Raw genomic sequence first — 24086 nt, forward strand, 5'->3', positions numbered from 1 at the left:
ACATGTTAGCACTACTTGGATTTGCGATGGTATTTGTCTTTATGTTTTTAATTATGACGAAACGTATGTCAGCGCTAGTAGCATTAATATTAATTCCGAGTGTTTTTGCATTAATTGGCGGATTCTATGCCGATATGGGGCCTATGATGTTAGAGGGGATCCAAAAATTAGCACCTACTGGTATTATGCTTATGTTCGCTATTTTATATTTTGGGATTATGATTGATAGCGGTTTATTCGATCCTGTCATTAGTAAGATTTTAAAATTTGTAAAAGGAGATCCTTTAAAAATCGTTGTCGGAACGGCTATATTAACTATTATCGTTTCTCTAGATGGTGATGGTACAACAACATACATGATTACAGTTTCCGCAATGTATCCACTATATAAGCGCCTTGGAATGAACCCCCTCATATTAGCTGGAGTTGTTATGTTAGGGGCAGGGGTAACAAATCTTACACCTTGGGGTGGACCCACAGCTCGTGTTATGAGCGCACTTGGGCTTGAGGCTTCCGAATTATTTACACCTCTTATTCCAGGAATGATTGCTGGTGCAATTTGGGTTGTTTTCGTTGCCTACTATCTTGGAAAAAAAGAAAGAAAACGTTTAGGAATTATGGATGTACAGTATTTAAAACAAATGCAAACAATGGATGAGCAAGCTGCAACTGTCGAAGCAGCAGTGCATAAACGCCCTAAACTTCTATGGATTAACTTTTTATTAACCGCCACATTACTTGTCTGTCTCATACTAGAAGTTATGCCATTACCTGTTTTATTTACAGTCGCTTTTGCTATCGCTGTTATGATTAACTATCCAAACTTAGAGCAACAGAAAGAACGTATTGCTTCTCATGCTGGGAATGTATTAGCAGTTGTTTCTCTCGTATTTGCTGCCGGTATTTTCACTGGTATTTTATCTGGAACAAAAATGGTAGATGCAATGGCTAACAGTGTAGTAACTCTTATACCAGATGCACTTGGACCACAATTGCCAATTATTACAGCACTTCTCAGTATGCCATTCACATTTTTCATGTCTAATGATGCATTTTACTTCGGGGTATTACCTATTTTGACGAAAGCTGCTGCTACTTACGGAATTAGTGCAGCTGAAATGGGACGTGCTTCCTTACTTGGGCAACCCGTTCACTTATTAAGTCCTCTTGTCGCTTCCACTTATTTATTGGTCGGAATGGCAAAAGTTGATTTCGGTGAACATCAACGCTTCACTTTATTGTGGGCCGTTGGAACGACAATGGTTATGTTAATTACCGGAATTGTAATTGGGATTATTCCAATATAAGATGCAAAAAAACAGTAGAAGGAATAAAATCCTCTACTGTTTTTTATTATGAAGAAACAAGAAAATAACGTCTCTCGGGTCTCCCAACACTTCCATATATTAGCTCTGCGTGGACTTTCTTCCCAGATATCAAATACTCTAAATAACGCCTTGCAGTTGATCGGCTTACGCCTACCATTGAACTTAGCACCTCTGCTGTAATCCCTTCTTCATTAACTGTTAACATATGCTTTTTTATTTTCGCTAAAGTTAAAGGATCTATCCCTTTCGGGGCATATTCTATTTGATCTCCCTTCACCCCTCTTTGAGACCATAAATATTCAATTTGCTCCGTAGATAATTGATTATTTTTCTTTAACTGTATAATCTTTTTTTGATAGCCTTCCAGACTTGCTTTAAATCGGTCAAACATTAGTGGCTTTACGATATAATCTGTTACTCCGCCCCGCAGGGCGTGCCTCACTACATCTGTTTCCGATGCCGCTGTAATCATAATAATATCTGTATCGTGCAAATGATGCCTAATATATGTGACAAGTTCCGTTCCTTGCATATCAGGTAAGTACACATCTAATAAAACAAGCTGTGGCTTCACAAGCTCTAGCCATTCTTTCGCTTGTTCTCCAGTCGTTGCCGTTCCAATTACTTTAAATCCCTCAATTTTCTCAGTAAAACGACGATGAATGTCAGCAATCCGAATATCATCTTCTACAATTAATACTTCTATCTCCTCACCCATTACTATTCGCCTCTCTCTTTCGGTAGTGCAATAATAAATAATGCACCACCTAAATCCCCTTTTTCAATTGCAATACTTCCATTTAAATCTTCTACTAACTCTTTCACTTTTGCTAATCCATATCCTCGCTCTCCTCCTTCTTTCGTCGAAAAGCCTTTATAGAATATGCTAGTAATTATTTCATCATGAATCCCTTGCCCTGAATCTTCCACTTCAATTAATATTTCTTCTCCAATATCAGTTACAAACATCCTTACTTTCTTATCATTCTCTTCATTTTTTTCAATTGCTTCAAATGCATTCGTAATTAAATTTCCTAAAATAGAAACGACATAATTACTCTCAATATGTGGACTTAATTTTTCTAAACCACTTTCTCTATCTAGCATAAAATCAATCTTCAACTCTCGTGCTCTATTATAAAATCCAATTAAAATTCCACCTAGCCATGGATTTTGAATCCGCTTCATAATAAATTGAACAAAATCTTGATATACCGCTGTTTCCTTATGAATAAGCTCTAAAGCATCTTCGTATGATTCTAATTGAATAAGACCTGAAAGCGTATACAATAAATTATTATATTCGTGCGCTTGCGCTCGTAATGCCTCTGTATATTGCTTCGTCTGAGATAATTCTGCTGTTAACTGATCCATTTCAGATTTCAAACGTAAGCTCGATACAACGCCAGTTACTTTATTCTTTACTTTAATAGGTAGACGGTTCGCAATAACAGCCTGTCCTTTTATATTTAATTGGCGATCAAACTGTTCTTCACCAGTTTGAAGTACATCTAGTATCGTTGAATTAGGAATTACATTTAAAATAAATTCCCCAATAATATTTTGTTGTTTATCTAGCGAAAGAATATCATAAGCTGCTTGATTGACTAAACTAATCATGCCATTTTTATCGATTACAATAATCCCTTCACGTACAGATTGAATCACTGTACTATGCTCTTCATATAAAGATGAAATTTCTTCTGGTTCCATCCCGAACATCATTCTTTTTATACTTGCCGCTAAATATATAGAGCCAATTACTCCAATTAATAGCCCTATTATTGTAATCCAAAATACACGCTTTCCATACACTTCTACCGCTCCATGAATATCAGCCATTGAAAATCCAACAGACACCACACCAATGATTTCATTTTCCTGATTACGGATTGGAACTTTTCCGCGTAATGAAGGGCCTAATGATCCAGTTGCTTTCGAAACATATGATTTTCCTTCTAATAAAACGCCTTTATTATCTCCGCCAACCATTTTTTCTCCTATTTTATCTCGTTCAGGATGCGCATAACGAATCCCCTCTTTGTTTCCAACTACAATGAAGTCAGCCTCTGTATCCATTCGAATTTTTTCTGCGATTGGCTGAATAATAGAAGCTGGATTTTCTTTTTGAAAAGCTTCCTGAATTTCTGGTATCGCGGCAACTGTTTTCGCAACATGCAAAGCCCGTTTCCCAATTTGCTCTTCTACCGTTTCAGATAATATGTAATAAAATAAATAACTCGTTAGCAGAAGTACCACTAAAATAAGTGTACTAATAGTTAATGTAATTCTCGGTTGGAGTTTTAATTTTTTAAATTTCAAAACCATTCCCCTAACATGATTAAAGATAGAATTTAAAGAATATACAGTCTCTTTAATTATACTTAATCATAACACGGTTACTCTATATTTCTTTCTTTTTCTCTTCATAAAAAAAGAAACGAAGTAAAATTATTACCTCGTTTCTTAATATTTGTTATTACACTTTAAACTTACTAATCATCTCTTGTAATTCTTCTGCCATTTGTGATAAATGGACTGCTGCTGCATTTATTTCATCTACTGAAGCTAATTGTTCTTCTGAAGAACCAGCAATATTTTGAACGCTTGCTGCATTTTCTTCAATTGTAGCTGCAATTTCATTAATAGATGCACTTACTTGTTTTGCATCTACCGTCATTTGTTTTGCTACATCTACCATGCTATCAATTTGTACAACTGTATCATTTGTAGACTTCAATATTTCGGCAAAGCTTTGCTTCGTTTCATTTGCAACTACAAGTCCTGATTGTACTTCTGCTCCAACTTGATTCATAGAGCTTACTGTTTCTTTTATATCAAATTGAATCTCTTTCACTAGTTTCCCAATTTCCGTAGAAGACTGTCCTGATTGTTCTGCTAGCTTTCGCACTTCATCTGCTACAATTGCAAATCCTCTTCCTTGCTCTCCAGCTCTCGCAGCCTCAATTGCCGCATTTAACGCTAATAAATTTGTCTGTTCTGCAATATGTTGAATCACTTCAAGGATTGCTCCAATTTGTTTCGACTTATCGTCTAACAAACCAATGATTTTGTCTGACTGTGAAACAGACTCATGAATTAATTGCATTTGATTCACAGTTTGTTCAACTAACTTCCCACCATTTTCAGCTTTTTTCTTCGTATACATAGAGGCTGTAGATACTAATGAAGAACTATCTGCAACACGCTGAATTCCTTCTGTAACTTCTTCTAACAATGTTGCTCCTTCTTCAACTTCTTTCGTTTGTATTTCTGCACCACTTGATACTTGCTCTATCGCCTGTGTAATTTGTTCCGTTGCTTCGCTTGTCTGCTTCATACTAGCTGTTAATTCTTCTGAAGATGCCGCTACATGACTTGCTGAAGTGTTTATATTGGAAATGACACTTTGTAACGATGCAGCCATCTCGTTAAAACTTTCTCCTAGCTGTCCAATTTCATCTTTAGAATGAACTGTAATTGACTCTGTTAAATCACCTTCACTAATCTTCTTCGATGATATGACAAGTTGTTTTAACGGTTTAATAATAGACGCAATTATGAAGTAAATTACAATCCCACCGATTATTAGTGAAATTCCAAGAACAGTTATTGTTTTATAGAAAATAGGTTCAGCCGCTTCGATAATTTCTTTGGAAGGCATAATTCCTGCTATTTTCCACCCAGTTTTCTTATTCGTTTTAAAAGTGATATTGCGATCTTCACCATCTAATGAATAATGAAAATCCCCAGCTTCCTGTTTATACAATTCTTTACTAAGTTTCTCTTCTAATTTCTCTCCTGGCTTCATTTTCGGGTGCGCTACTACATTTTTATCTTGATCAAATATCGCTACATATCCTTCCTTACCGATATTAACCATCTTAGAAGTAGTAACAATATCATTAATGATTAAGTCAATCCCAAGAACTCCACTTTTATCCTCGTTTTGTTTTGCTAGTGTAATAACAATATTTCCTGTCGTTTTTGACTTATATGGAGCAGTTACAATTACTTCTCCGCTTTTCTTCACTGCCTCTTTATACCAATCTCTTTCTGTAGGATTATATCCATCTGGCATCTGAATAGCTGGTGATTGAATGAACTGTCCATTACTAGATCCTGTATAGATTGCTTCCATTTCTGGATGCAGTTTATTGTATTCTTCTAGTTTATTTTGTATGTTTTGAATTTGATCTGCTTGGTAACTTGATTGTGTAAATAATTTCGTAAAATAAGTTGCATCTATTTTTTTACTATCCAATTCCTTATTAATTACATTATCCAAAATTTTTATATTATCTTTCGCCGAGTTTAAAATCGTTTCATTAAAATTCGTCTTCGCCTGTTGATAAGACGTCCAACCAATTACAATACTTGGAAGAATTAAAATAATAATAAATGATACAAGTAACTTTGTTTTTAAACTACTACTCCTTAATTTCCCTTGAAACATACTTCTACCCCTCCATACCGTTTTAAATGTAATTAATTAACATTTAATCTTTCTATAAAAATAATACGATTTAAATGTATCAATGAGACTCTCTATCTTTTTATACATCTAAAGAATTGATACATATCTTTTTCATTCTATATAAATTAAATAATTAAAACAATGTATAAAAATGTATATTATTCGAAATATTATAATTCATAGGAGAACCTCTAGTATTTCACTTACTAGAGGTTCTTTCCACCTTACTATTCTTTATCTACTTCTTTTTTCTCATCTTCTACTACAGATACAACAGGTTTATCGCTTGATAATTGTTGTACCGCTCCTTTTCCTGCAAATCCTTCTAATAGCTCTTTTAAGTCAATGCCAGAAGAAGCTTTTAACGTTTCTTGCATCGTTGCCATTAAATCAGTCGCATAACCCGCAACTTTTCCGGCCCCGCTATTTTTACCACCGCCGCCTGTATCGACAACTGTGATTTTATCAATATTACTAAGCGGACTTGCAACTTCCTTCGCATAACTTGGAAGCATTTTAAGAACCATATCCATAATTGCCGCTTGACCATATAATTCAAATGCTTCAGCAATTTTTTGTTTCGCTTCTGCTTCTGCTAAACCTTTTAATCTAATAACATCTGCTTCTGCTGTACCTTGCGCTTTTTGTACTTCCGCTTTCGCTTGACCTTGCGCTTTTTCGATTTCCGCCTTCGCTAAACCTTCCACACGTACTTCTTCCGCACGAGCTCTCGCTTCAGCTTCAATCTTATATTGATCCGCATCTGCCTTTTTAATTTGTTTTACTTTTTCTGCTTCTGCTGATTGCTCAACAGCATAGCGATCTGCATCTGCTTTTTTCTTAACTTCTGCATCGTATTGCTTTTCACGACGCGCAATCTCTTTTTCTTCTAACTCGATTTGCTTTTCACGCTCAATGATTTTAACGCGCATTTGCTCTTCTGTAACACCTTGTTGTGCTTTCGCTTGTTGTAATTCGTAAGAAAGATCCGCATCTGCACGTGCTTGCTCTTGTTCTCTCTTATAGGACTGTACTTTTAATTCTTTATGTTTTTCAGCTTCAGCGATTTGTGCATCACGTTGATATTCTGCTTCTTTTGCCTCTTTTTCAGCACGTGCTTTTTCAATACGTGCTTCTTTTTCACGCTCTGCATTTGCAATTGTTGCATCACGCTTAACTGTCGCAATTTGCGGCTGACCAAGCGCATCTAAGTATCCGTTTTTATCCATTATTTCTTTAATTGTGAAAGAAACAATGCGAAGTCCCATCTTCTTTAAATCTGTAGAAGCTACTTCATGTACCTTTTGAGCAAATTGCTCTCTATTACTATACGCATCCTCTACTGTCATAGAAGATAAGATTGCACGTAAGTGACCTTCTAAAACCTCTTTTGCTTCTACTTTTAACTCTTCTGTTTCTTTTCCTAAATATTGCTCAGCTGCAGTAGATACTTCTTCAATTGTAGAACCTACTTTAATAATAGAAACACCATTTACTGTAACTGGAACACCTTGCTTCGTATACGTATCACGTGTACCAACCTCTAATTTGTAGTTTAATAGGCTTAAAGGCTCTGCTCTTTGCATAATTGGAACTACGAAAGTACCGCCCCCGCGGATAATCTTAATCTTCTTTCCATCATCAGTGGTAACAACATTCTTTCCTCCACCAAGCCAGTTCCCTGTAACAATTAACGCTTCATCTGGACCAACCGTACGATACTTCGTAATGAATACTAAAATGAGTAGAATTAAAATTGCCAGTAAAACTCCACCGATAATTAATGGAATCGTCATGTAAATTCCCCCTTATAATTTTGGTTTTTTTAAAGAATAAGCGATGTTTTGTACAAGTAAAACACCATCTTGGACTCCCTCGATAATAACCTCTGTTCCTTGCGAAATATCTTTTTTTCCAACAGTTTTAGCTGGGATTGCATTACTTCCAAATTGGGATAAAATTAATACTTCACCAAATCCTTCTGTAGGAATTGTCGTAATGACTTCTCCTTTGCAACCGATAAATTCATCCATACGTTGTACGGTATTTTGTTCTGCTTCTGCAATCGGTTTTAAAATTAGTATTTTCATGATGAAAACACCGATAAAAGATATAGCAAATGCAGCCCCGAAAATAGTAATACTATTAAAGGAAAATAAGTACTCTCCTATATAACTAAGCCCACATAACATGGCGAAGAAACTAAGTAATAAAGTAACAACGGATACAGATCCGCCCCCAAAACTAAATATCGATTCAAATATATCTCCAAAGAAGATATAAATAACAGTGAGTATAGTAGCAATAATAAATCCATATAAATAAATTGTTTCAAGTGGATAACCAAACAAGACCATTTCTTATCCCCCTTTCTTAAACAATCCCTTTTTTGTTATGTGTATGCCCCACCTCTTTCAAAGATTATAGTTCTTAATTTTCAGTTATTTACTCTTTAAAGAAAAGCCTGTAAAACAGGCCCCTAAAAAAGAACAGGAGAAACCTATTGTGACAGGCTCCTCCTAGAAAATAACCGATATATTATATATCTATATAATATACTATTTTCCACAAAAAGTAAAGTTAAACATACATTGGAAAATCACTTATTTTCCCCCGATTGGTGTGGGCTAATAATCATTGGGGGATGAATGATTAAAGTTTCACTTTACTGATAATGAGTACGTTCCATCGCCATTATCATATTTATATACATACAAGTAATACTTGCCTGGTTTTGCATTAAATTTCGCTTCTATATGATTCCCATTGGCTTGACCGTAAGCTGCATAATTTTTCATATCTGATTCATGGTGAAGTACCCATGTCATCCCAATTCCATACTCATTTAAAACAGAAATGTCGATATCTTTCGCTGATGCTACATTAAATGTATAAACATCAGTGTGGTCCCCGCCAATAAGATTACCTTTTATCGTACTATTTAGCCCGATACGATTTGCTTCCTCTGGACGATTATTTGGTTCTGATTCTGTTAAACTTCCATCTTTAATCGTAACAGTTGTTTCGCTTCTGCTCTCTTTGCCTTTATCATCTTTTACTCTTAACGATACTTTATAAGAACCTTCTCTTTCATATACATGTACTGGATTCACTTCTACACTTGTGCTTCCATCTCCAAATTCCCATAAATAAGAAACAATTTTTCCATCTTCATCGTTTGAGCCATCACTTTTAAATTGAATTCCCTCTTTTACAAGACCGCTATAAGGGCCATTTATATTAACCGTTGGAGCTTTATTTTCTCCATCATCTTTTGCGATTCCATGGAAGACTACATCATATTCAAATTCATTTGAGCTATTCACACGATAATTGACGAAGTATGCTGTAACAGTTTTGTAGCCACTCCATTCTTTTTGCGCCAATTGTTCTAAAGATTCATTTACTCTTTTACTCATTGCTTTCCAATCTTCTGATTCACCTTTTGTGACACTACCTGTATACGTACCTTCTAATGTAAATGTATTAAAGAATTGAGAATTATGTTTTGTCATTTTTGTATCATTCATAGGCAACGTATCACTAATTTCTTTTTTCACTTCAGTTAACGATTTCGGTGCATGTTCAGCTAAATAATCATCTGCTACTTCCGGTACATTATATTTATCTTGATTATCAATTAACTGCTGCATATACTCTTGATACTCTTTATTTAACTTAGGATCTTTACTTAGATTTTCACGATATGCATCATAATTTTTCACGTCATTCGCACGAATCAAATCTTGAATTTTATCAAATGTTTCAAACTGATGCGTATATAAGTAAGACTGCAATGCGAACGAGTAATTATAGAAATCCCAAGAACCGTATTTAGCAAATAGTGTACGCTCTGCTGTATAACGGCTTGCAGGATCAGATGATAATCCGCTAATTATACTCTTTCTTGGTACAACGTTATTCGTACGAGTAGATCCTGCGAAAAACTCTGCATTTCCTTCTTGGAACCAAGTTAGCCTTTCATTTTGATACATATCTCCTCTTCCAAATAAACCAGGAACTTCATATCTCCCTTGCAAATAATGAGTAAATTCATGACGGAATAACTCTTCTAAACTATAAATACTTTGCTCTGGTGTACGCTCATATGTAAAGAATGTACCTGTCTCTTCAATATAAATTCCACCGTTGTTTGTTTCATATCCATACAATTGTCTATTTAATTGGTACTCTTCTGGACTGTTATAAATTACGATCGTTAATACATCATCCGCATTTCCTGGCTCTAACGCTTTGTCATTTCCAATTACACGGTGATACTGTGCCTTTACTTCCTTCGCAGCCCAATATAGTCTCTTAATTTTTTCTTCTGATACTTTATCTCCTGTTTTGAACACAATTGATCCATCGTCGAATGTATACGTTTTTGGTAGGTATTGCTCTTTTCCTTCTTTACGTATTTTCTCTAAATCTACTGTATTCCCGCTATAATCTTTACCATTATAATTTGTTGTAATTTGTTCTACCGCAACAAAATACGGTTCACTTAAGCGCGGGTACATATGCATTGCTTGTGTAACAACCTCTAATCCTTTATTTGGATTGCTATGAAACTTCCCTAAACGGCTAGCAAAATAAATGCCATTATTAACGAGCCATTTATTTTCTGGCGTTACTTCATTTAGAAGAGCAATACGATTTATTTCATTAATAAACCCATCTACTTTTCCATACCACATCGTTTCATTCGCTTCTTTACGAGCCTCAGTTAAGTACGACTGCATATCATAGTCAATACCTTGCATAATATCGTATATTGCTTGTCCCTTCATTCGATCATTTACATAAGTAGTATAATTATCATTGTATTGCTTTAAAATATTCGATGCATATTGAACCGTTTCAACATCGCTTGAAGCATTACTAATTAATTTACCGTACGCAGATACGACTGTATCTTGTTCAACTGTACCAAGCTTAAAGTTTGGATTTTTTGCGATTGCTTTTAAAGCAGGTAAACATTTATCCTGGAAGCTTCTTTCATTTAAGTCGCTTAATTCACTATTATAAAATGCAAGATAAAAAGCTGAACGCAGCACTTCAGTAAACGTTTGAATTCCTTTTGAATCATCTTTCGTAAATGTACTACCTCTATGAGCTAATTCATCTATAATGACTTGCATTTTTCCTTTATCTTTATAAAAAGCCTTTGCATCTTCATTAAACTGGAATAAGTCTGTAATTTGGTGCCATTTAATACTGCCTAACGTTTCAACTAATTCTTGGTTATTCATTTTGTTTAAATCAGCCATTGAATAGCTTTCTTTAACCTGCTTTACTGCAGTTTTCTTCGTAATAGATGCTGGTCGCTGTGAAAAATCTCCTACTTTTAAACGTTCTTGAAATGATAAAGTTTCATCAACTTTTGAAATATGTCCAACTTCATCTACCGACTTTTCAATTCCAACCGGTTTCGTTTTTAACACGTTATACGGTACTTTTTCTTCCGCTGCTGCATGAGTTTGAAGTGCGCCTAACGATAAAGCCATTGTACTAATGCTAAGCATCACTTTATTGATCTTTGATTTCTTGTTCATATCCTTGCCCCCTATTTTAATATTCCATTCAAGAATTTAACATAAAATCTGGATGTAACAATATAAAATGCAATATTTCATATTATTTCTTCCTATAATTTGTACATATCGTGAACACATTGCTCTTTACCTACCTAAAACAAATTGCATCCTTTCACATTATAAAAAGGAAATTTTTTGACAATTAAAAACTTAATTGTTATGATTATTATAATTGTTAACTTTATTAAATAAGGGTGGGATTCTATGATAAAAAAAGAAAACAGTGTATTTTATATCTCCTTCTTGCTAACAACATTATTCATCATATGGGGAATTACCCCGGTAAGTTGGATACAAGGCTATGATTTACAAAGTGTTACCTCTTCCTTAAATTCATTTATCCTCAATAAATTTGGATGGTTTTACTCTCTACTTATGACCGCAATGATTATTTTAGCCACTTATTTAGCATTTTCTAAGTACGGTTCTATTCGTCTTGGTAAAGATGGAGAAAAGCCAAAATATAATTATCCATCTTGGCTATCCATGTTGTTTGGGGCAGGAATGGGAATTGGACTCCTTTTTTATGGAATCGCTGAACCGATTTCACATTTTACAGATCCGTTAACAGGAAAAGCAGGTACAGAAGAAAGCGCCAAACTTGCTATGCAATATTCATTTTTCCACTGGGGACTCTTTCCGTGGTCACTATACGCAATGGTCGCTTTAACAATTGCATATTTCACATTCCGCAAACAAAAAGGTAGCACTATCGGGGCTACAGTTACTCCATTATTTAATCGATCGAAAAATTCCCGTATCGGAAAAACAGTTGATATTTTAGCTGTTTTAGCCACAGTATTTGGCATTGTACCATCTGTTGGGATTGGTGCTCAACAAATTGCTGGAGGACTAAGCTATTTATTCCCTTCCATTCATAACACTTTACTTACTCAGCTCGTACTTATAGCTATCTTCGCTGTTTTATATTTAACAAGTGCACAAACTGGCTTAGATCGTGGGATTAAATATTTGAGTAACTTGAATTTCTCTCTTGCAGGTATTTTACTCGTCTCTTTCTTACTTTTAGGCCCAACTGTATTTATTATGAAATATTTCACATCTACACTCGGTTCTTATATCGGGGCTTTACCTAGTATGGGATTAAATTTAGGAGCATTTAGTGAAAAATCTTCTTCTTGGATTGAAAACTGGACTATTTTCTATTGGGGATGGTGGATCTCTTGGTCTCCATTCGTCGGCACATTTATCGCACGTATTTCTAAAGGACGCACAATAAAAGAATTTATTTTTGGAGTTGTATTAGTCCCAACTCTTATCTGTACATTTTGGTTTGCAGTATTTGGTGGTACCGCAATCCATATGGAAATGTTCCAATCGCTTGGAATAGCTGATGAAATTGCAAAAAATGGTACAGAGATTGGATTATTCGCTGTTATTTCACATCTACCATTCTCTACATTTTTAACGATTATCGGGTTAATTTTAGTAGCCACATTTTTCGTTACTTCTGCCGATTCAGCAACATTTGTTGTTTCAATGCAAACGAGTAACGGAAGCTTATCACCGAAAAATAGTTTAAAACTTATATGGGGATTAACAATCGCGATAATTGCCGCTATTTTATTACAATCTGGAGGATTAAATGCACTACAAATCGCAGCTATAATTGCTGCGCTACCATTTTCTATTGTAGTCATTCTTATGGTCACTTCGCTCTTTAAAGAGTTAAAAAAAGAAGATGTTAATTCGCAAACGAAAGAAGTATCTCAAAAAATAAAAAAAGTTATGTAACGATTGGCGAATCAAATTACTTTTAAATTCGTGATAAATGAGGAAAAAATAAATTAATAAAACCCATTCATATGAATGGGTTTTTTACTCTATTATATAGTTTTGTAAACATGCCTTCTCCTCAAAACTTACTCTCTTGTACAACTTCATCGCACAATCATTATTCGTATTCAAACATAGTTCTATCTCTTTCATCTCTTGGAAAGAGAAAATATACTGAATTGCCCCTTATAATAACCGCTCTCCAACACCTTTTCCATTTATATCCTCCTTAAAAAAGACATTATCATAAGCCTATTTCAAAATGAAACTGCCATGATAATGTCTTCTCAAAAACTTATACAATCAATTTACAATATAATAAGATAAAACGTTATTCACTTCTTAAATAATCTCTTTCTAAATACAAACATACTCAGTGCTGAAAGAACTAATACTACGCCTGAAAGTAACTTTGATGTATTCGCTTGTCCACCTGTTGCTCCTAATGATTTCTTACTTTCTTCCTGTTTATTAGCAACTGGTTTATTTTCTTTCACAACTTGATTATTCATGTTTTGTTCTTGGACTACTTCAGATGGATTTACTGCTTCTTTTGAACCTTCAATTTCTTTTGCCGTTTCTTTTACTTCTTCTTTCGATCCTTCAACTTCTTTTGTTGGTTCTTTCACTTCTTCTTTCGATCCTTCAACTTCTTTTACCGGCTCTTTTACTTCTTCTTTTGTTTCTTCAACTTCTTTTACTGGTTCTTTCACTTCTTCTTTTGTTTCTTCAACTTCTTTTACCGGTTCTTTCACTTCTTCTTTTGTTTCTTCAACTTCTTTTACCGGTTCTTTCACTTCTTCTTTTGTTTCTTCAATTTCTTTCGTTGGCTCGTCCACTTCTTCTTTTGTTTCTTCAACTTCTTTTATCGGTTCTTTTACTTCTTCTGTCGATATTAATTTTTCTACTATCTTCTGCATGACGATGCCACTATATAATATACCAGTCTCATAATGATCTGCATCTAAATCAAATTCATATATTTTTTCTCCTAAAGTACGCCAAATGATTCCCTCATCAGTAAGCGTTCCACCTTCACTCTTTAGTATAATCTTTTCAATTGGCTCTCCCTCTAAATCATATGCAGGGATTTTCACTTCTTTATTTATTTCTGCATCATCTAAAATGACCTTTTGCCTTCTAACATCAATTGTAAACCACTGACCTAATTGTATTAATGGCCTTACATCACGAATCTCATTTCCAGCTAAATTTAAGCTAAATAAGTTTAACATGGAACCAATAACCATTACATCTTTAATATGATTGTCCGCAAGATTTAACCACTGTAAATTTTCCAATGAAGATAGTGGTGTTATATCTTCAATTTGATTATGAGATACATTCACATTATTCAATTGTTTCAAGTTTGAAATGAACTCAATATTTTTCAGACCTACTCCTTCTAAAGTAAGGTTTTCTAAGTTCGTCATGTACTCTAAACCTGTTATATCTTTTATCTCATTTCCTTTTTCTTTAAATATCTCTAGTTTTTTAATCTGTAATAAATCTTCTTTTGTGATAGGGGCGTTTAAATCCTCTCTACCTAAATTCTCTTTATTAATATGTTGTTGTAAAGTTTTATCGAGAATTACATTTTGACTTTCTTTTTGTTTTTCAACTATATTCTGTATAACCATGCCATTAAATCTAATTCTACTTTCAGTAGAATTAGTATCTAGTTTAAATTTATATATTTTTTCTCCAGGACTATTCCATTTTATAAATCCGTTATTCAGAGTAGCCCCCTCACTTTGTAAATTAATATTTTGAAGTGGCTCTCCTTTGAGGTTGTATACTGGGATTTTTATTTCTTCATCTACGCTTGCTTCATTTAAAAAGATTTTTTGTCTTTGAATGTCAATTGAAATTTGCTTACCTAATTCCTCAACAGGCCTTACGTCAGAAATTTCATTTGCTCCAAGATTTATCTCATGTAAATTTGTTAAGGTGCTCAACGGCGATATATCAGAGATATAATTCTCTTCTAAATTCAGCACTTGTAAATTTCCTAATTGAAATAATGGTGATATATCTTTTATTTCACTATCAGAAATTTCTAGTTCAATAAGATTACTCATTTTACTAATAGATTCAACATTATTAATTTTATTGTTCCCTATCCATAATAGTTCCACATTATTTAATCGATCAATTCCCGTAAGATCACTGATTTGATTATTTGCTAAGTATAATTGTTTCATAGTTGATAATATAAATAATGGCTGGATATCTTTAATGTTATTACCGATTAAATCTAATGTTTTAATTTTTTTCATTTTACTTAATGGTGTAAGATCAGAAATTTTATTATCTCTTAAAAAAAGCTTATTAATATTCTCTAACTGCTCAATTGGGTGAATACTTTCAATTGAATTAGACGTTAAATCAACGTACTTCAAACCTCTCAATTTCGAGATGGCTGATATGTCTTTTACATTAGACTCTCGTAACGTCAACTTCTCTAAATTTGTCATATACTCTAAACCAGTTATTTCATTTATTCCTTTACCAGAATAAATGGATAATGTTTTAATTTGTAATAAATCTTTCTTTGTGATTGGCGCATCTACATTATCTCTATTTAAGTTATATTTATTAATATATTTTTGTAATTGCTTATCTAATATTACATTTCCGTTCTCATCTTGTTGTTCCTCTTTATTTTCCTTTTGTTTTTCTGGAACTTTGTTCTCTAAATTCAATGTATTTACTTCAAACTGTACTTGGTACTTATTGTCATAGGCCATTGTTGGAATATAAATATGCATCCGCATATTATACCTTTTCCCTAATTCCCCTACTTCAAACTGAATCACTTTCGTTCCATTTTTCTTTTTATCTTCTGATAGTACTTTCACATCATGAAACACATCTGGATTATGAATATCCTCTGTTTTCAAGTATTGAAAGAAATCACTATCACTTAACGTTGCTGTTACAATTTTCTTTCCGTTCTCAATTGTTAATTTCGGATCCTTTATATAAACAGCTGCCATAGACTCTTCATTCGTTTTATCTTTATACGCTTTAATTACAGCGTCATATGTACCATCTTCTAAACCTTGTCCAGTTTTATTCGCCTCAATTGCTACTGCCGCTAAAGCAGGTGTTGAATAAACAGCAAACGGAAGTGATAACGCCGCCACTATAATCATTGCATTTATACGTTTTCTTTTATTTTGTTTCAACTTTACATCTCCTCCGAAATATATAATTCGAAATGTAATCATTTCTCGAATAAATGATAATGATTTTCATTATCATTGTCAAATGGAAAAATAAAAAGTTTACAAAAAAATAACCTCTTTAAAAGAGGTTATGCCATTTTCTCACCTGATTCTTCTCTAAAAAAGCTTTTCATCGCATGAAATACGTCTGCTTTTTGCTTTAAAATATAGTATCTAAAGTTTTCATCTTTAATATTTTTATAGGCTGACATGAGTGTACTGTGGCGGTTGTACTGATTCACTTCCCCATACCCAAACATATTACACTTCTTCATTAGCTCTTCAACAAGCTTTACACATCTAGCATTATCTGATGTTAAATTATCACCATCTGAAAAATGGAATGGATAAATATTATAGCGGTCTGGTGAGTATTTATTATCAATTAGCTCGAGTGCTTTTTTGTATACAGAAGAACAAATTGTTCCGCCACTTTCTCCTTTTGAGAAAAACTCTTCCTCTGGAACTACTTTTGCCTCCGTATGATGGGCAATAAATTCAATATCTACTGTTTCATACTTTGTGCGTAGAAATCTCGTCATCCAGAAAAAGAAGCTCCGTGCCATATATTTCTCCCATATTCCCATCGATCCACTCGTATCCATCATCGCTAATACAACAGCTTTTGAATCTGGCTTTAACACTTCATTCCAAGTGCGGAACTTTAAGTCTTCTTGATGAATCGGATGAAAAGATGCTTTACCACTCATCGCATTTCGTTTATATGCGGATATCATTGTTCTTTTCTTATCGATATTTCCCCATAATCCTGTTTTTCTAATGTCATTAAATTCAACATGTTCAATCCGGTTTTCATCCATTTCTTTTCTCTTTAAATTAGGCAGTTCTAATTCTCTGAAAAACGCTTGCTCTAATTCTAAAATAGAGACTTCAGCTTCATAGTAATCTTCCCCAGCTGCATCTCCTGCTCCTTGGCCTTTTCCTGGCCCTTTTTGTTTTTGACCACCTGATCCATCTCTCGCAACGACATCACCAACTTTGCTGTCACCATTTCCTTGCCCAACATGTTTATTTTTATCATAATTGTATCTAATCTTATATTCATCTAGAGAACGAATTGGTATTTTTACAACATCCTTGCCATTAGACATAACTATACTTTCTTCTGTTACAAGATCGGGTAAATTATTTTTAATTGCCTCTTGTACTTTTTCTTGATGGCGCTGTTGGTCGTCATATCCTTTGCGATGGAGGGACCAGTTTTCCTGTGAAATTGTATAATTTGGTTGATTTTCTTCGCCCATTCCTTTCCCTCCTTACTGTAATTGTCTTCCTGTATGAACAGCAATCTATAAATTCTGTTCTGTAATGTGCAAGCTAGAATGTTTGAAAGGTAACTGCCCACAGAAAATCATCCCATAAACATTTATAACGTTTTTCATACAATACCCCGAGCATCCTAAACAAAATTTTGCCACTCACATAATAGAAAGAAATATTCAGCCACTGATAAGAAAGAAACACAATGCATTGTTGCACATATTTTTACTTTGCAACATATTGTATTGTGTTGGCTTTTTTCGTATGAATGGTTGGTTACTCTATCATATGCATATTGTAAAAATAATTGACAATAAATTCATGAAATTGCATCTTAATTTATTACATTTGGACAAGGTATGACACTTTATACACATATGAACGGATAATAAAACGCTGTCCCGCAAAATACAAGAGACAGCGTTTTGTTATCAAACTATCTGTTTAACAAGCTACCTACATAGCGTAGTAATTCGTTTGCTGAAGAAGAATTATAGCCGTGCTCATCAATTAAACGCGCAACAACATCATTGATTTTCTTAAGCTGATTTTCGTCCGGCGTTTTCGTTGATGTTGTAATTTTCACTATATCTTTTAAATCAGCAAATAGTTTTTTCTGAATCGCTTCACGAAGACGTTCATGTGAATTATAATCAAAACGTTTTCCTTTACGGGCATAAGCAGAAATGCGAATTAAAATCTCTTCACGGAACGCTTTCTTAGCATTCTCTGAAATTCCAATTTGCTCTTCAATTGAGCGCATTAATTTTTCATCTGGACTCATTTCTTCTCCTGTTAACGGATCACGTAATTTCGATTTATTGCAGTACGCCTCGACGTTATCTAAGTAATTATCCATAAGCGTCTTAGCTGATTCTTCATATGAATAAACAAACGCTTTTTGTACTTCTTTCTTCGCGATTTCATCGTATTCTTTTCTCGCTAATGAGATGAAGTTCATGTAACGTTCACGGTCTTCATTACTAATGGATGGATGCTGATCTAGCCCATCTTTTAAAGATCTAAGTACATCTAACGCGTTAATAGATGGTACCTCTTTTCGAATGATTGTAGACGAAATTCGGTTAATGACATAACGAGGGTCAATACCCTTCATACCTTCATCTTGATATTCACGTTGTAATTCTTCTACATCAATCGCATTATAACCTTCTACCGTTTCTCCATCATACAAACGCATCTTTTTAATTAAATCAATATCCGGACGCTTCGGATCTTTTAAACGAGTTAAAATAGTGAACATTGCTGCAACGCGAAGTGTGTGTGGTGCAATGTGAACATTCGACACATCACTTTCACGAATCATTTTTTCATAAATATGCTCTTCTTCACTTACTCGTAAATTATAAGGAACTGGCATTACAATAATTCTTGAGTGCAATGCTTCATTTTTCTTATTTGCTATAAATGAGCGATACTCTGTTTCGTTCGTATGCGCTACAATTAATTCATCTGCTGAAATAAGCGCAAATCTTCCCGCTTTGAAATTCCCTTCTTGTGTAAGCGATAATAAGTGCCATAAAAACTTCTCATCGCATTTTAACATCTCTTGGAACTCCATCATTCCTCGGTTCGCCTTATTTAATTCTCCATCAAATCGATACGCACGCGGATCTGATTCTGAACCATATTCTGCAATCGTAGAAAAGTCCAGACTACCTGTTAAATCTGCAATATCCTGTGATTTTGGATCAGACGGGCTAAATGTACCAATCCCTGTACGGCGATCTTCAGAGAAGAAAATACGCTCTACAACTACATCCTCAATTCTTGATCCGTATTCTTGCTCTAGACGCATCACATTTAATGGTGATAAATTCCCTTCAATTCTAACACCATACTCATCAAAGAAATCATCTCGTAAATGATGTGGAATTAAATGCAGTGGATCCTCATGCATTGGGCATCCTTTAATTGCAAAAATTGCTCCGCGATCTGTTCTTGAATATGTTTCTAATCCTCGTTTCAACATTGTAACTAACGTTGATTTTCCTCCACTAACAGGACCCATTAATAATAAAATTCTTTTTCTAACATCTAATCGTTTTGCAGATGGATGAAAATATTCCTCTACAAGACGTTCTAGAGCATCCTCTAATCCAAAGAGCTGATTACTAAAGAAGTTATACTTTCTTCTACCATCAACTTCTTCAATTCCAGCGTCTTTTATCATATTGTAAATGCGAGAGTGTGCTGTTTGAGCCACCCATGGTCTTTCTTTCACAAGCTCCAAATACTCCGCAAACGTACCTTCCCATTGTAAACGTTCTTCTGCTTCTCGGTGCTGTTCAATCTTTTTTAGAATATCCATTATAGCTCCTCCCCCATCTCCTTGTTCAATCGGATTATTATAAAAGGTATGCTAGGATGTCCTTAAACATTCTTTAAATCAAAACGAAATATATAATAGCACGCTAAAATTCTCTCCAAAATTCAAAGAAAATTCTGTATAATATAGGTATTAACATTTTTACACTGCTATTCATTATAAATAAATTCTTTTCTTCTAAGAACCTTACATACATTTTGGATAATAAATAAAACTCATAAACCGAAAACAGTAAGGAGGATATTAGTATGAAATTATTATTAATTTTAGGTGTATCACTCACATTTCTTACAGCTATTTTTACATCCGGTTACAATGACAAACCAGGTACACATAAAAAATGATGTGCTTTTAGCACATCATTTTTTTATTTATAATACATATTTTCCATATCATATTTGGATAGTGGTCGGCTATAATAATAACCTTGTACAAGCTTCACATTCTTTTCTTTCAAAAACTGTATTTGCTCCTTTTTTTCTACTCCTTCTGCAATTATATTCAATTCTAAAGTATGAGCTAAATGAATAATTGCAGCTGTAATATTCGTATCACGTTCATCTATATGTATACCTTCCATAAAAGAACGATCAATTTTTAAAGTATCAATTGGATATGTTTTTAAATAACTTAAAGATGAATAGCCTGTTCCAAAATCATCTAAATGAATCTTTAAATTTTGTTCTTTTAATTGTAGTAACACTCTCTTTGATATATCTTTATGTATAAGAGCTCCTTCTGTAACCTCTATCGCTAATAAATGAGCTGATACATTGTACTTATTTAAAGCCCGTGTAATCATCTCTATTAATGTAATAGAACGAAAGTGTCTAGCTGAAATATTAACCGCAATTGGGACCACTTCATATCCTTTATTTAACCATTCGCGCAGTTGCTGACACACTTGATTTACTACCCATTCATCGAGCTTAATAATAAATCCTGTTCTTTCTGCCAACGGAATAAATTGGTTTGGAGAAACAAATCCTAATTCCTTATTCTCCCACCTTATTAAAGCTTCCATACTAGCTATTTTTTTCGTTTCAATATTAATTTGTGGCTGATAATATAAGAAAAATTCATTTTTTTCTATAGCACGATGTAACTGGTTTTCTATTATAAACCTTTGTTCACGCTCACAGTCTAATCCACTACAATAAAAATGATAATGTCCTTTTCCTTTTTCTTTTGCTTTTTCTAAAGCAGCATCGACCCTCTGAAATAGTATTTTTTCATCTTCTCCATCTGCTGGAGCCATTACAATTCCAATTGATGCACTTAAATATATATCTTCTTCTTCGATTACAAAATATTCACTAATATTTTTCAGTATGCTTTTTGCAACTTCCTCTACACATTCTTTCGTTATATTTTCTATCAACATAACAAATTGATCATCGTGTTCTCTAAATAAGTGCATATCTTCTATTTTTAGATTGCTTAAACATTCTGTAACTTTTTGTAATACTTTATCTCCCTCTTTATGACCAAATGTATCATTAATACGATGAAACTCATCTAAATCTATAAATACAAGTGCAAAATTTACACTCTCATTTAAAAAAGTATTTAACTTATTTGTACATGAAATTCTATTCATTAATCCCGTTAACTGGTCATAGTAAGCTAAATATTCTGTTCGCATTTCGTTTAATACTTGCCTTGTAACATCTCTCGTAACAATATAAACCCCAACAATTTCACCTTTCACAATAATCGGGATAGTTCTCAAAGAAATATATAGCTCGTACCCTTCTTTATGAACATATTTCTTTGAAACAATTTGTTTTGCTTTTCCTTGCATCGATCCCTTAAATAGAATTTGAAAATCTTTTTCATATTCTTTATTAATGAATTCAAAAATAAATTTATTATTTAATTCCTCATACCGATATCCAAATATTTCATACGTTGCCGGATTTGCATATGTAACTCTCCCTATAGAATCTATAGATATAATTGAGTCATTATTATATTCCAGTAACGACTTAAATAACATTTGTTTTTCCTCTATCTTTGTCTTCTCCTCAATTTGAGCTGTAATATCTCTTGTAATGCAAATAACAAATTGACATATTCCTTCTTCGTCGCAGACAGGATTAAGTGAAGATTCATAATGTATCTCACCTTTTGGTAAATTGACTACATCACAAAAGGTGTGTGCTTTCGCTTCTCTCACTACTTTTGCATATTGCCTTTGCAATATCCCCGCTATATCTTTTGGTAATACTTCTGCAAAAGTTTTTCCATAGCACTCTTCGCTTAACCTAGCATAATCCATTCCTATTTTATTCACATACATATATTGAAACGTTTCATTATCAATAACTTTCAATATGAATACTAAATCTTGAATAGCATGTAATAATCCTTGTCTAATTAAATCCATATCTATCATACTTAAAAAGGTATTTTGATTACTATATTCTTCCTTCATATTTATCTCAACCCGTCTTATCTATTTTTAATCATATATCCCATTCTATATGATTATGTCCTCTCTTTTAAATGTATGATTATATATTATTTTTATTTTATAAAAAAAAGTCGCCATATGGCGACTTTTAATAAACGATTTCTAAATCTAATCCAGGGTAATTTTGTTGACGGAACGCTTCATAAATTAAAATTGCTGCTGTATTAGATAAATTTAATGAACGTACTTTATCTGTCATTGGAATACGTAAACAATGATCAAAGTTTTCTTCGATTACATTAGCTGGTAAGCCGTTTGTTTCTCTTCCAAATACAAAATAGTAATCCTTCTCACGCTTGCTATAGTCAAACGCTGTATGAGCTTTCTCGCCATACTTTGTTAAATAGAAGAATTCACCGTCTTTATTTTTTTCATAAAATTCTTCAATTGAATCATAATACGTAATTTTTACGTGCTGCCAATAATCTAATCCTGCACGCTTTAACATTTTATCATCCGTTGAAAATCCAAGCGGTCTAATCAAATGTAATTCTGTTCCAGTTGCTGCACAAGTACGAGCAATATTCCCTGTATTTGCTGGAATTTCTGGCTGATATAAAACAACATGTACTCCCACGCGATATTCACCTCTGTTTTTTGTCTACTACGTATTATACCACTTGAGCGAAAAATCTCTACCCATTAATAATATGAAAGAATTTATATTTCATTTGTGGTGTATATTTACTAGAGTCTTCATAGTTCCAATAACGTCGACGGCTATTCGCTGAATGTGCATTTACAAGCGGCATACCATCTGCATCTTTTGCTACTACAATCGTCGTATGATTCCATCTTCCGTCATCCTCGAAATCATAAGCAATGACATCTCCAAGAATAAGTTCTTCTGGCCTCTCTACCGCCTCTGCTCGAAGTCCTGTTGTAGCACCTGACAAATACCAATAAAAAGAATGTGCAACAGCCCAGCTCCAACTCCACTGATTCTCCCTTTGCCACCATCCTTTACGAATATTAGGATACCCGTTCATAGGTACTTCTCCAGTATGAAGACATTGAGAAATGAAATTCGTACAATTATCAGGGAAATTACGATACATAGGATTCCGGTCATCCCACCAACGCTCTGCATATTTCACTGCCTCTAAACGATTATACTGATAAGAACCGTACTTCTCTTTCGTAATATCCCTTTCTAATGTCTCACCCATTCTAATTTCTTCTGACACTTCAATAGCAGAATCGCCTATAATTCGACTATTATTTAAACAAACTCTTCGTTTTAATTGTTCCTCTTCAATATAAAATAATTCTTTATGCTTAATTAAATATTTAAAATGTATTTGATAATCAATTTCTTGATGGTCATTACTATTTAATTGTCTAATGAAAGAAACATCCGCAGTTGCTTTCACTATATGTGCACTACGCCTTTGAAACAATTGTTTCTTTCTCAGTGCCATTTGTAGTAAATCCTCAGCAATACCATCCACATTCGTTCTTTTCTCCGTTATATATGCTAAAAATTGTTGTACTTGGTTTTCAATCTTCGTTTTTACAACCATTCTGTCTCCCTCCCATATTACAAT

The 24086-nt window shown here is 33.8% G+C and carries 14 protein-coding genes and 2 pseudogenes; 2 read left to right on the top strand and 14 right to left on the bottom strand.

Annotated elements, in window-relative coordinates:
- The first annotated feature begins 2 nt into the window (after positions 1-2).
- Positions 3-1307: a CitMHS family transporter gene (locus MR136_RS25290; protein ID WP_000880464.1), complete on the top strand. Its 1305-nt coding sequence runs from the start codon at positions 3-5 to the stop codon at positions 1305-1307.
- A 46-nt stretch (positions 1308-1353) separates the two neighbouring features.
- On the opposite strand, the gene MR136_RS25295 is transcribed toward MR136_RS25290, so the two are convergent.
- The 7 genes and pseudogenes from MR136_RS25295 to colA all read right to left on the bottom strand — a co-directional run bounded on the left by MR136_RS25295 (position 1354) and on the right by colA (position 11363).
- Positions 1354-2046 carry a response regulator gene (locus MR136_RS25295; RefSeq protein WP_000503461.1) on the bottom strand — a complete coding sequence of 231 codons (693 nt, stop codon included), beginning with the start codon at positions 2044-2046 and terminating at the stop codon, positions 1354-1356.
- Positions 2047-2048: 2 nt separating this feature from the next.
- Positions 2049-3656: an ATP-binding protein gene (locus MR136_RS25300; RefSeq protein WP_002040620.1), complete on the bottom strand. Its 1608-nt coding sequence runs from the start codon at positions 3654-3656 to the stop codon at positions 2049-2051.
- A 151-nt stretch (positions 3657-3807) separates the two neighbouring features.
- A complete protein-coding gene (locus MR136_RS28705; protein ID WP_370445030.1) occupies positions 3808-4755 on the bottom strand; it encodes a methyl-accepting chemotaxis protein in 948 nt (315 codons plus the stop codon).
- Positions 4750-5784: pseudogene (locus MR136_RS28710) on the bottom strand (HAMP domain-containing protein); the annotation flags it as partial. The pseudogene MR136_RS28710 and the gene MR136_RS28705, both read right to left, overlap by 6 nt.
- A 248-nt stretch (positions 5785-6032) precedes the next feature.
- Entirely contained in the window at positions 6033-7601 is a 1569-nt protein-coding gene (locus MR136_RS25310) for a flotillin family protein (RefSeq protein WP_000155016.1), read from the bottom strand.
- Between the two features lie 12 nt (positions 7602-7613).
- Positions 7614-8162 (bottom strand): NfeD family protein, encoded by a 549-nt coding sequence (locus MR136_RS25315; protein ID WP_000242445.1) that lies wholly within the window; start codon positions 8160-8162, stop codon positions 7614-7616.
- A 303-nt stretch (positions 8163-8465) separates the two neighbouring features.
- Positions 8466-11363 (bottom strand): collagenase ColA, encoded by a 2898-nt coding sequence (colA, locus tag MR136_RS25320; protein ID WP_017674233.1) that lies wholly within the window; start codon positions 11361-11363, stop codon positions 8466-8468.
- Between the two features lie 246 nt (positions 11364-11609).
- Here colA and opuD point away from each other — a divergent pair, with 246 nt between their 5' ends.
- The gene (gene opuD, locus MR136_RS25325; protein WP_242259664.1) at positions 11610-13160 is read left to right on the top strand and encodes a glycine betaine transporter OpuD; all 1551 of its coding nucleotides are present in this window, start codon (positions 11610-11612) and stop codon (positions 13158-13160) included.
- Positions 13161-13244: 84 nt separating this feature from the next.
- Here the strand turns inward: opuD and MR136_RS25330 are convergent.
- The 7 genes and pseudogenes from MR136_RS25330 to MR136_RS25360 all read right to left on the bottom strand — a co-directional run.
- Positions 13245-13430 (bottom strand): annotated as a pseudogene (locus MR136_RS25330) (GNAT family N-acetyltransferase); the annotation flags it as partial.
- A gap of 107 nt (positions 13431-13537) precedes the next feature.
- Positions 13538-16393: a leucine-rich repeat domain-containing protein gene (locus MR136_RS25335; RefSeq protein WP_242259665.1), complete on the bottom strand. Its 2856-nt coding sequence runs from the start codon at positions 16391-16393 to the stop codon at positions 13538-13540.
- 128 nt (positions 16394-16521) lie between these two features.
- Positions 16522-17697: a sporulation protein YhbH gene (yhbH, locus tag MR136_RS25340; RefSeq protein ID WP_000503518.1), complete on the bottom strand. Its 1176-nt coding sequence runs from the start codon at positions 17695-17697 to the stop codon at positions 16522-16524.
- Between the two features lie 452 nt (positions 17698-18149).
- Complete coding sequence (locus tag MR136_RS25345; RefSeq protein WP_000353281.1) at positions 18150-20045, bottom strand: PrkA family serine protein kinase; 1896 nt, start codon at positions 20043-20045, stop codon at positions 18150-18152.
- 385 nt (positions 20046-20430) lie between these two features.
- Positions 20431-22500, bottom strand: coding sequence for a sensor domain-containing protein (locus tag MR136_RS25350; RefSeq protein WP_061456741.1), 2070 nt, complete (start codon positions 22498-22500; stop codon positions 20431-20433).
- 127 nt (positions 22501-22627) lie between these two features.
- Positions 22628-23116, bottom strand: coding sequence for a tRNA (uridine(34)/cytosine(34)/5-carboxymethylaminomethyluridine(34)-2'-O)-methyltransferase TrmL (gene trmL, locus MR136_RS25355; RefSeq protein ID WP_000538147.1), 489 nt, complete (start codon positions 23114-23116; stop codon positions 22628-22630).
- A gap of 58 nt (positions 23117-23174) precedes the next feature.
- The gene (locus tag MR136_RS25360) at positions 23175-24062 is read right to left on the bottom strand and encodes an amidase domain-containing protein (RefSeq protein WP_000260591.1); all 888 of its coding nucleotides are present in this window, start codon (positions 24060-24062) and stop codon (positions 23175-23177) included.
- Positions 24063-24086 lie beyond the last annotated feature (24 nt).

Source organism: Bacillus cereus group sp. BfR-BA-01311, from assembly GCF_022664295.1.
Classification (GTDB): Bacteria; Bacillota; Bacilli; order Bacillales; family Bacillaceae_G; genus Bacillus_A; species Bacillus_A cereus.

What these genes read in the sequence shown, in the direction of transcription:
- opuD (WP_242259664.1), top strand. Translation starts at nt 11,610, where the DNA reads ATGATAAAAAAAGAAAACAGTGTATTTTATATCTCCTTCTTGCTAACA.
- MR136_RS25295 (WP_000503461.1), bottom strand. Translation starts at nt 2,046, where the DNA reads ATGGGTGAGGAGATAGAAGTATTAATTGTAGAAGATGATATTCGGATT.
- MR136_RS25345 (WP_000353281.1), bottom strand. Translation starts at nt 20,045, where the DNA reads ATGGATATTCTAAAAAAGATTGAACAGCACCGAGAAGCAGAAGAACGT.
- MR136_RS25290 (WP_000880464.1), top strand. Translation starts at nt 3, where the DNA reads ATGTTAGCACTACTTGGATTTGCGATGGTATTTGTCTTTATGTTTTTA.
- MR136_RS25310 (WP_000155016.1), bottom strand. Translation starts at nt 7,601, where the DNA reads ATGACGATTCCATTAATTATCGGTGGAGTTTTACTGGCAATTTTAATT.
- MR136_RS25350 (WP_061456741.1), bottom strand. Translation starts at nt 22,500, where the DNA reads ATGAAGGAAGAATATAGTAATCAAAATACCTTTTTAAGTATGATAGAT.
- colA (WP_017674233.1), bottom strand. Translation starts at nt 11,363, where the DNA reads ATGAACAAGAAATCAAAGATCAATAAAGTGATGCTTAGCATTAGTACA.
- MR136_RS25315 (WP_000242445.1), bottom strand. Translation starts at nt 8,162, where the DNA reads ATGGTCTTGTTTGGTTATCCACTTGAAACAATTTATTTATATGGATTT.
- MR136_RS25300 (WP_002040620.1), bottom strand. Translation starts at nt 3,656, where the DNA reads ATGGTTTTGAAATTTAAAAAATTAAAACTCCAACCGAGAATTACATTA.
- MR136_RS25360 (WP_000260591.1), bottom strand. Translation starts at nt 24,062, where the DNA reads ATGGTTGTAAAAACGAAGATTGAAAACCAAGTACAACAATTTTTAGCA.
- yhbH (WP_000503518.1), bottom strand. Translation starts at nt 17,697, where the DNA reads ATGGGCGAAGAAAATCAACCAAATTATACAATTTCACAGGAAAACTGG.
- MR136_RS28705 (WP_370445030.1), bottom strand. Translation starts at nt 4,755, where the DNA reads ATGGCTGCATCGTTACAAAGTGTCATTTCCAATATAAACACTTCAGCA.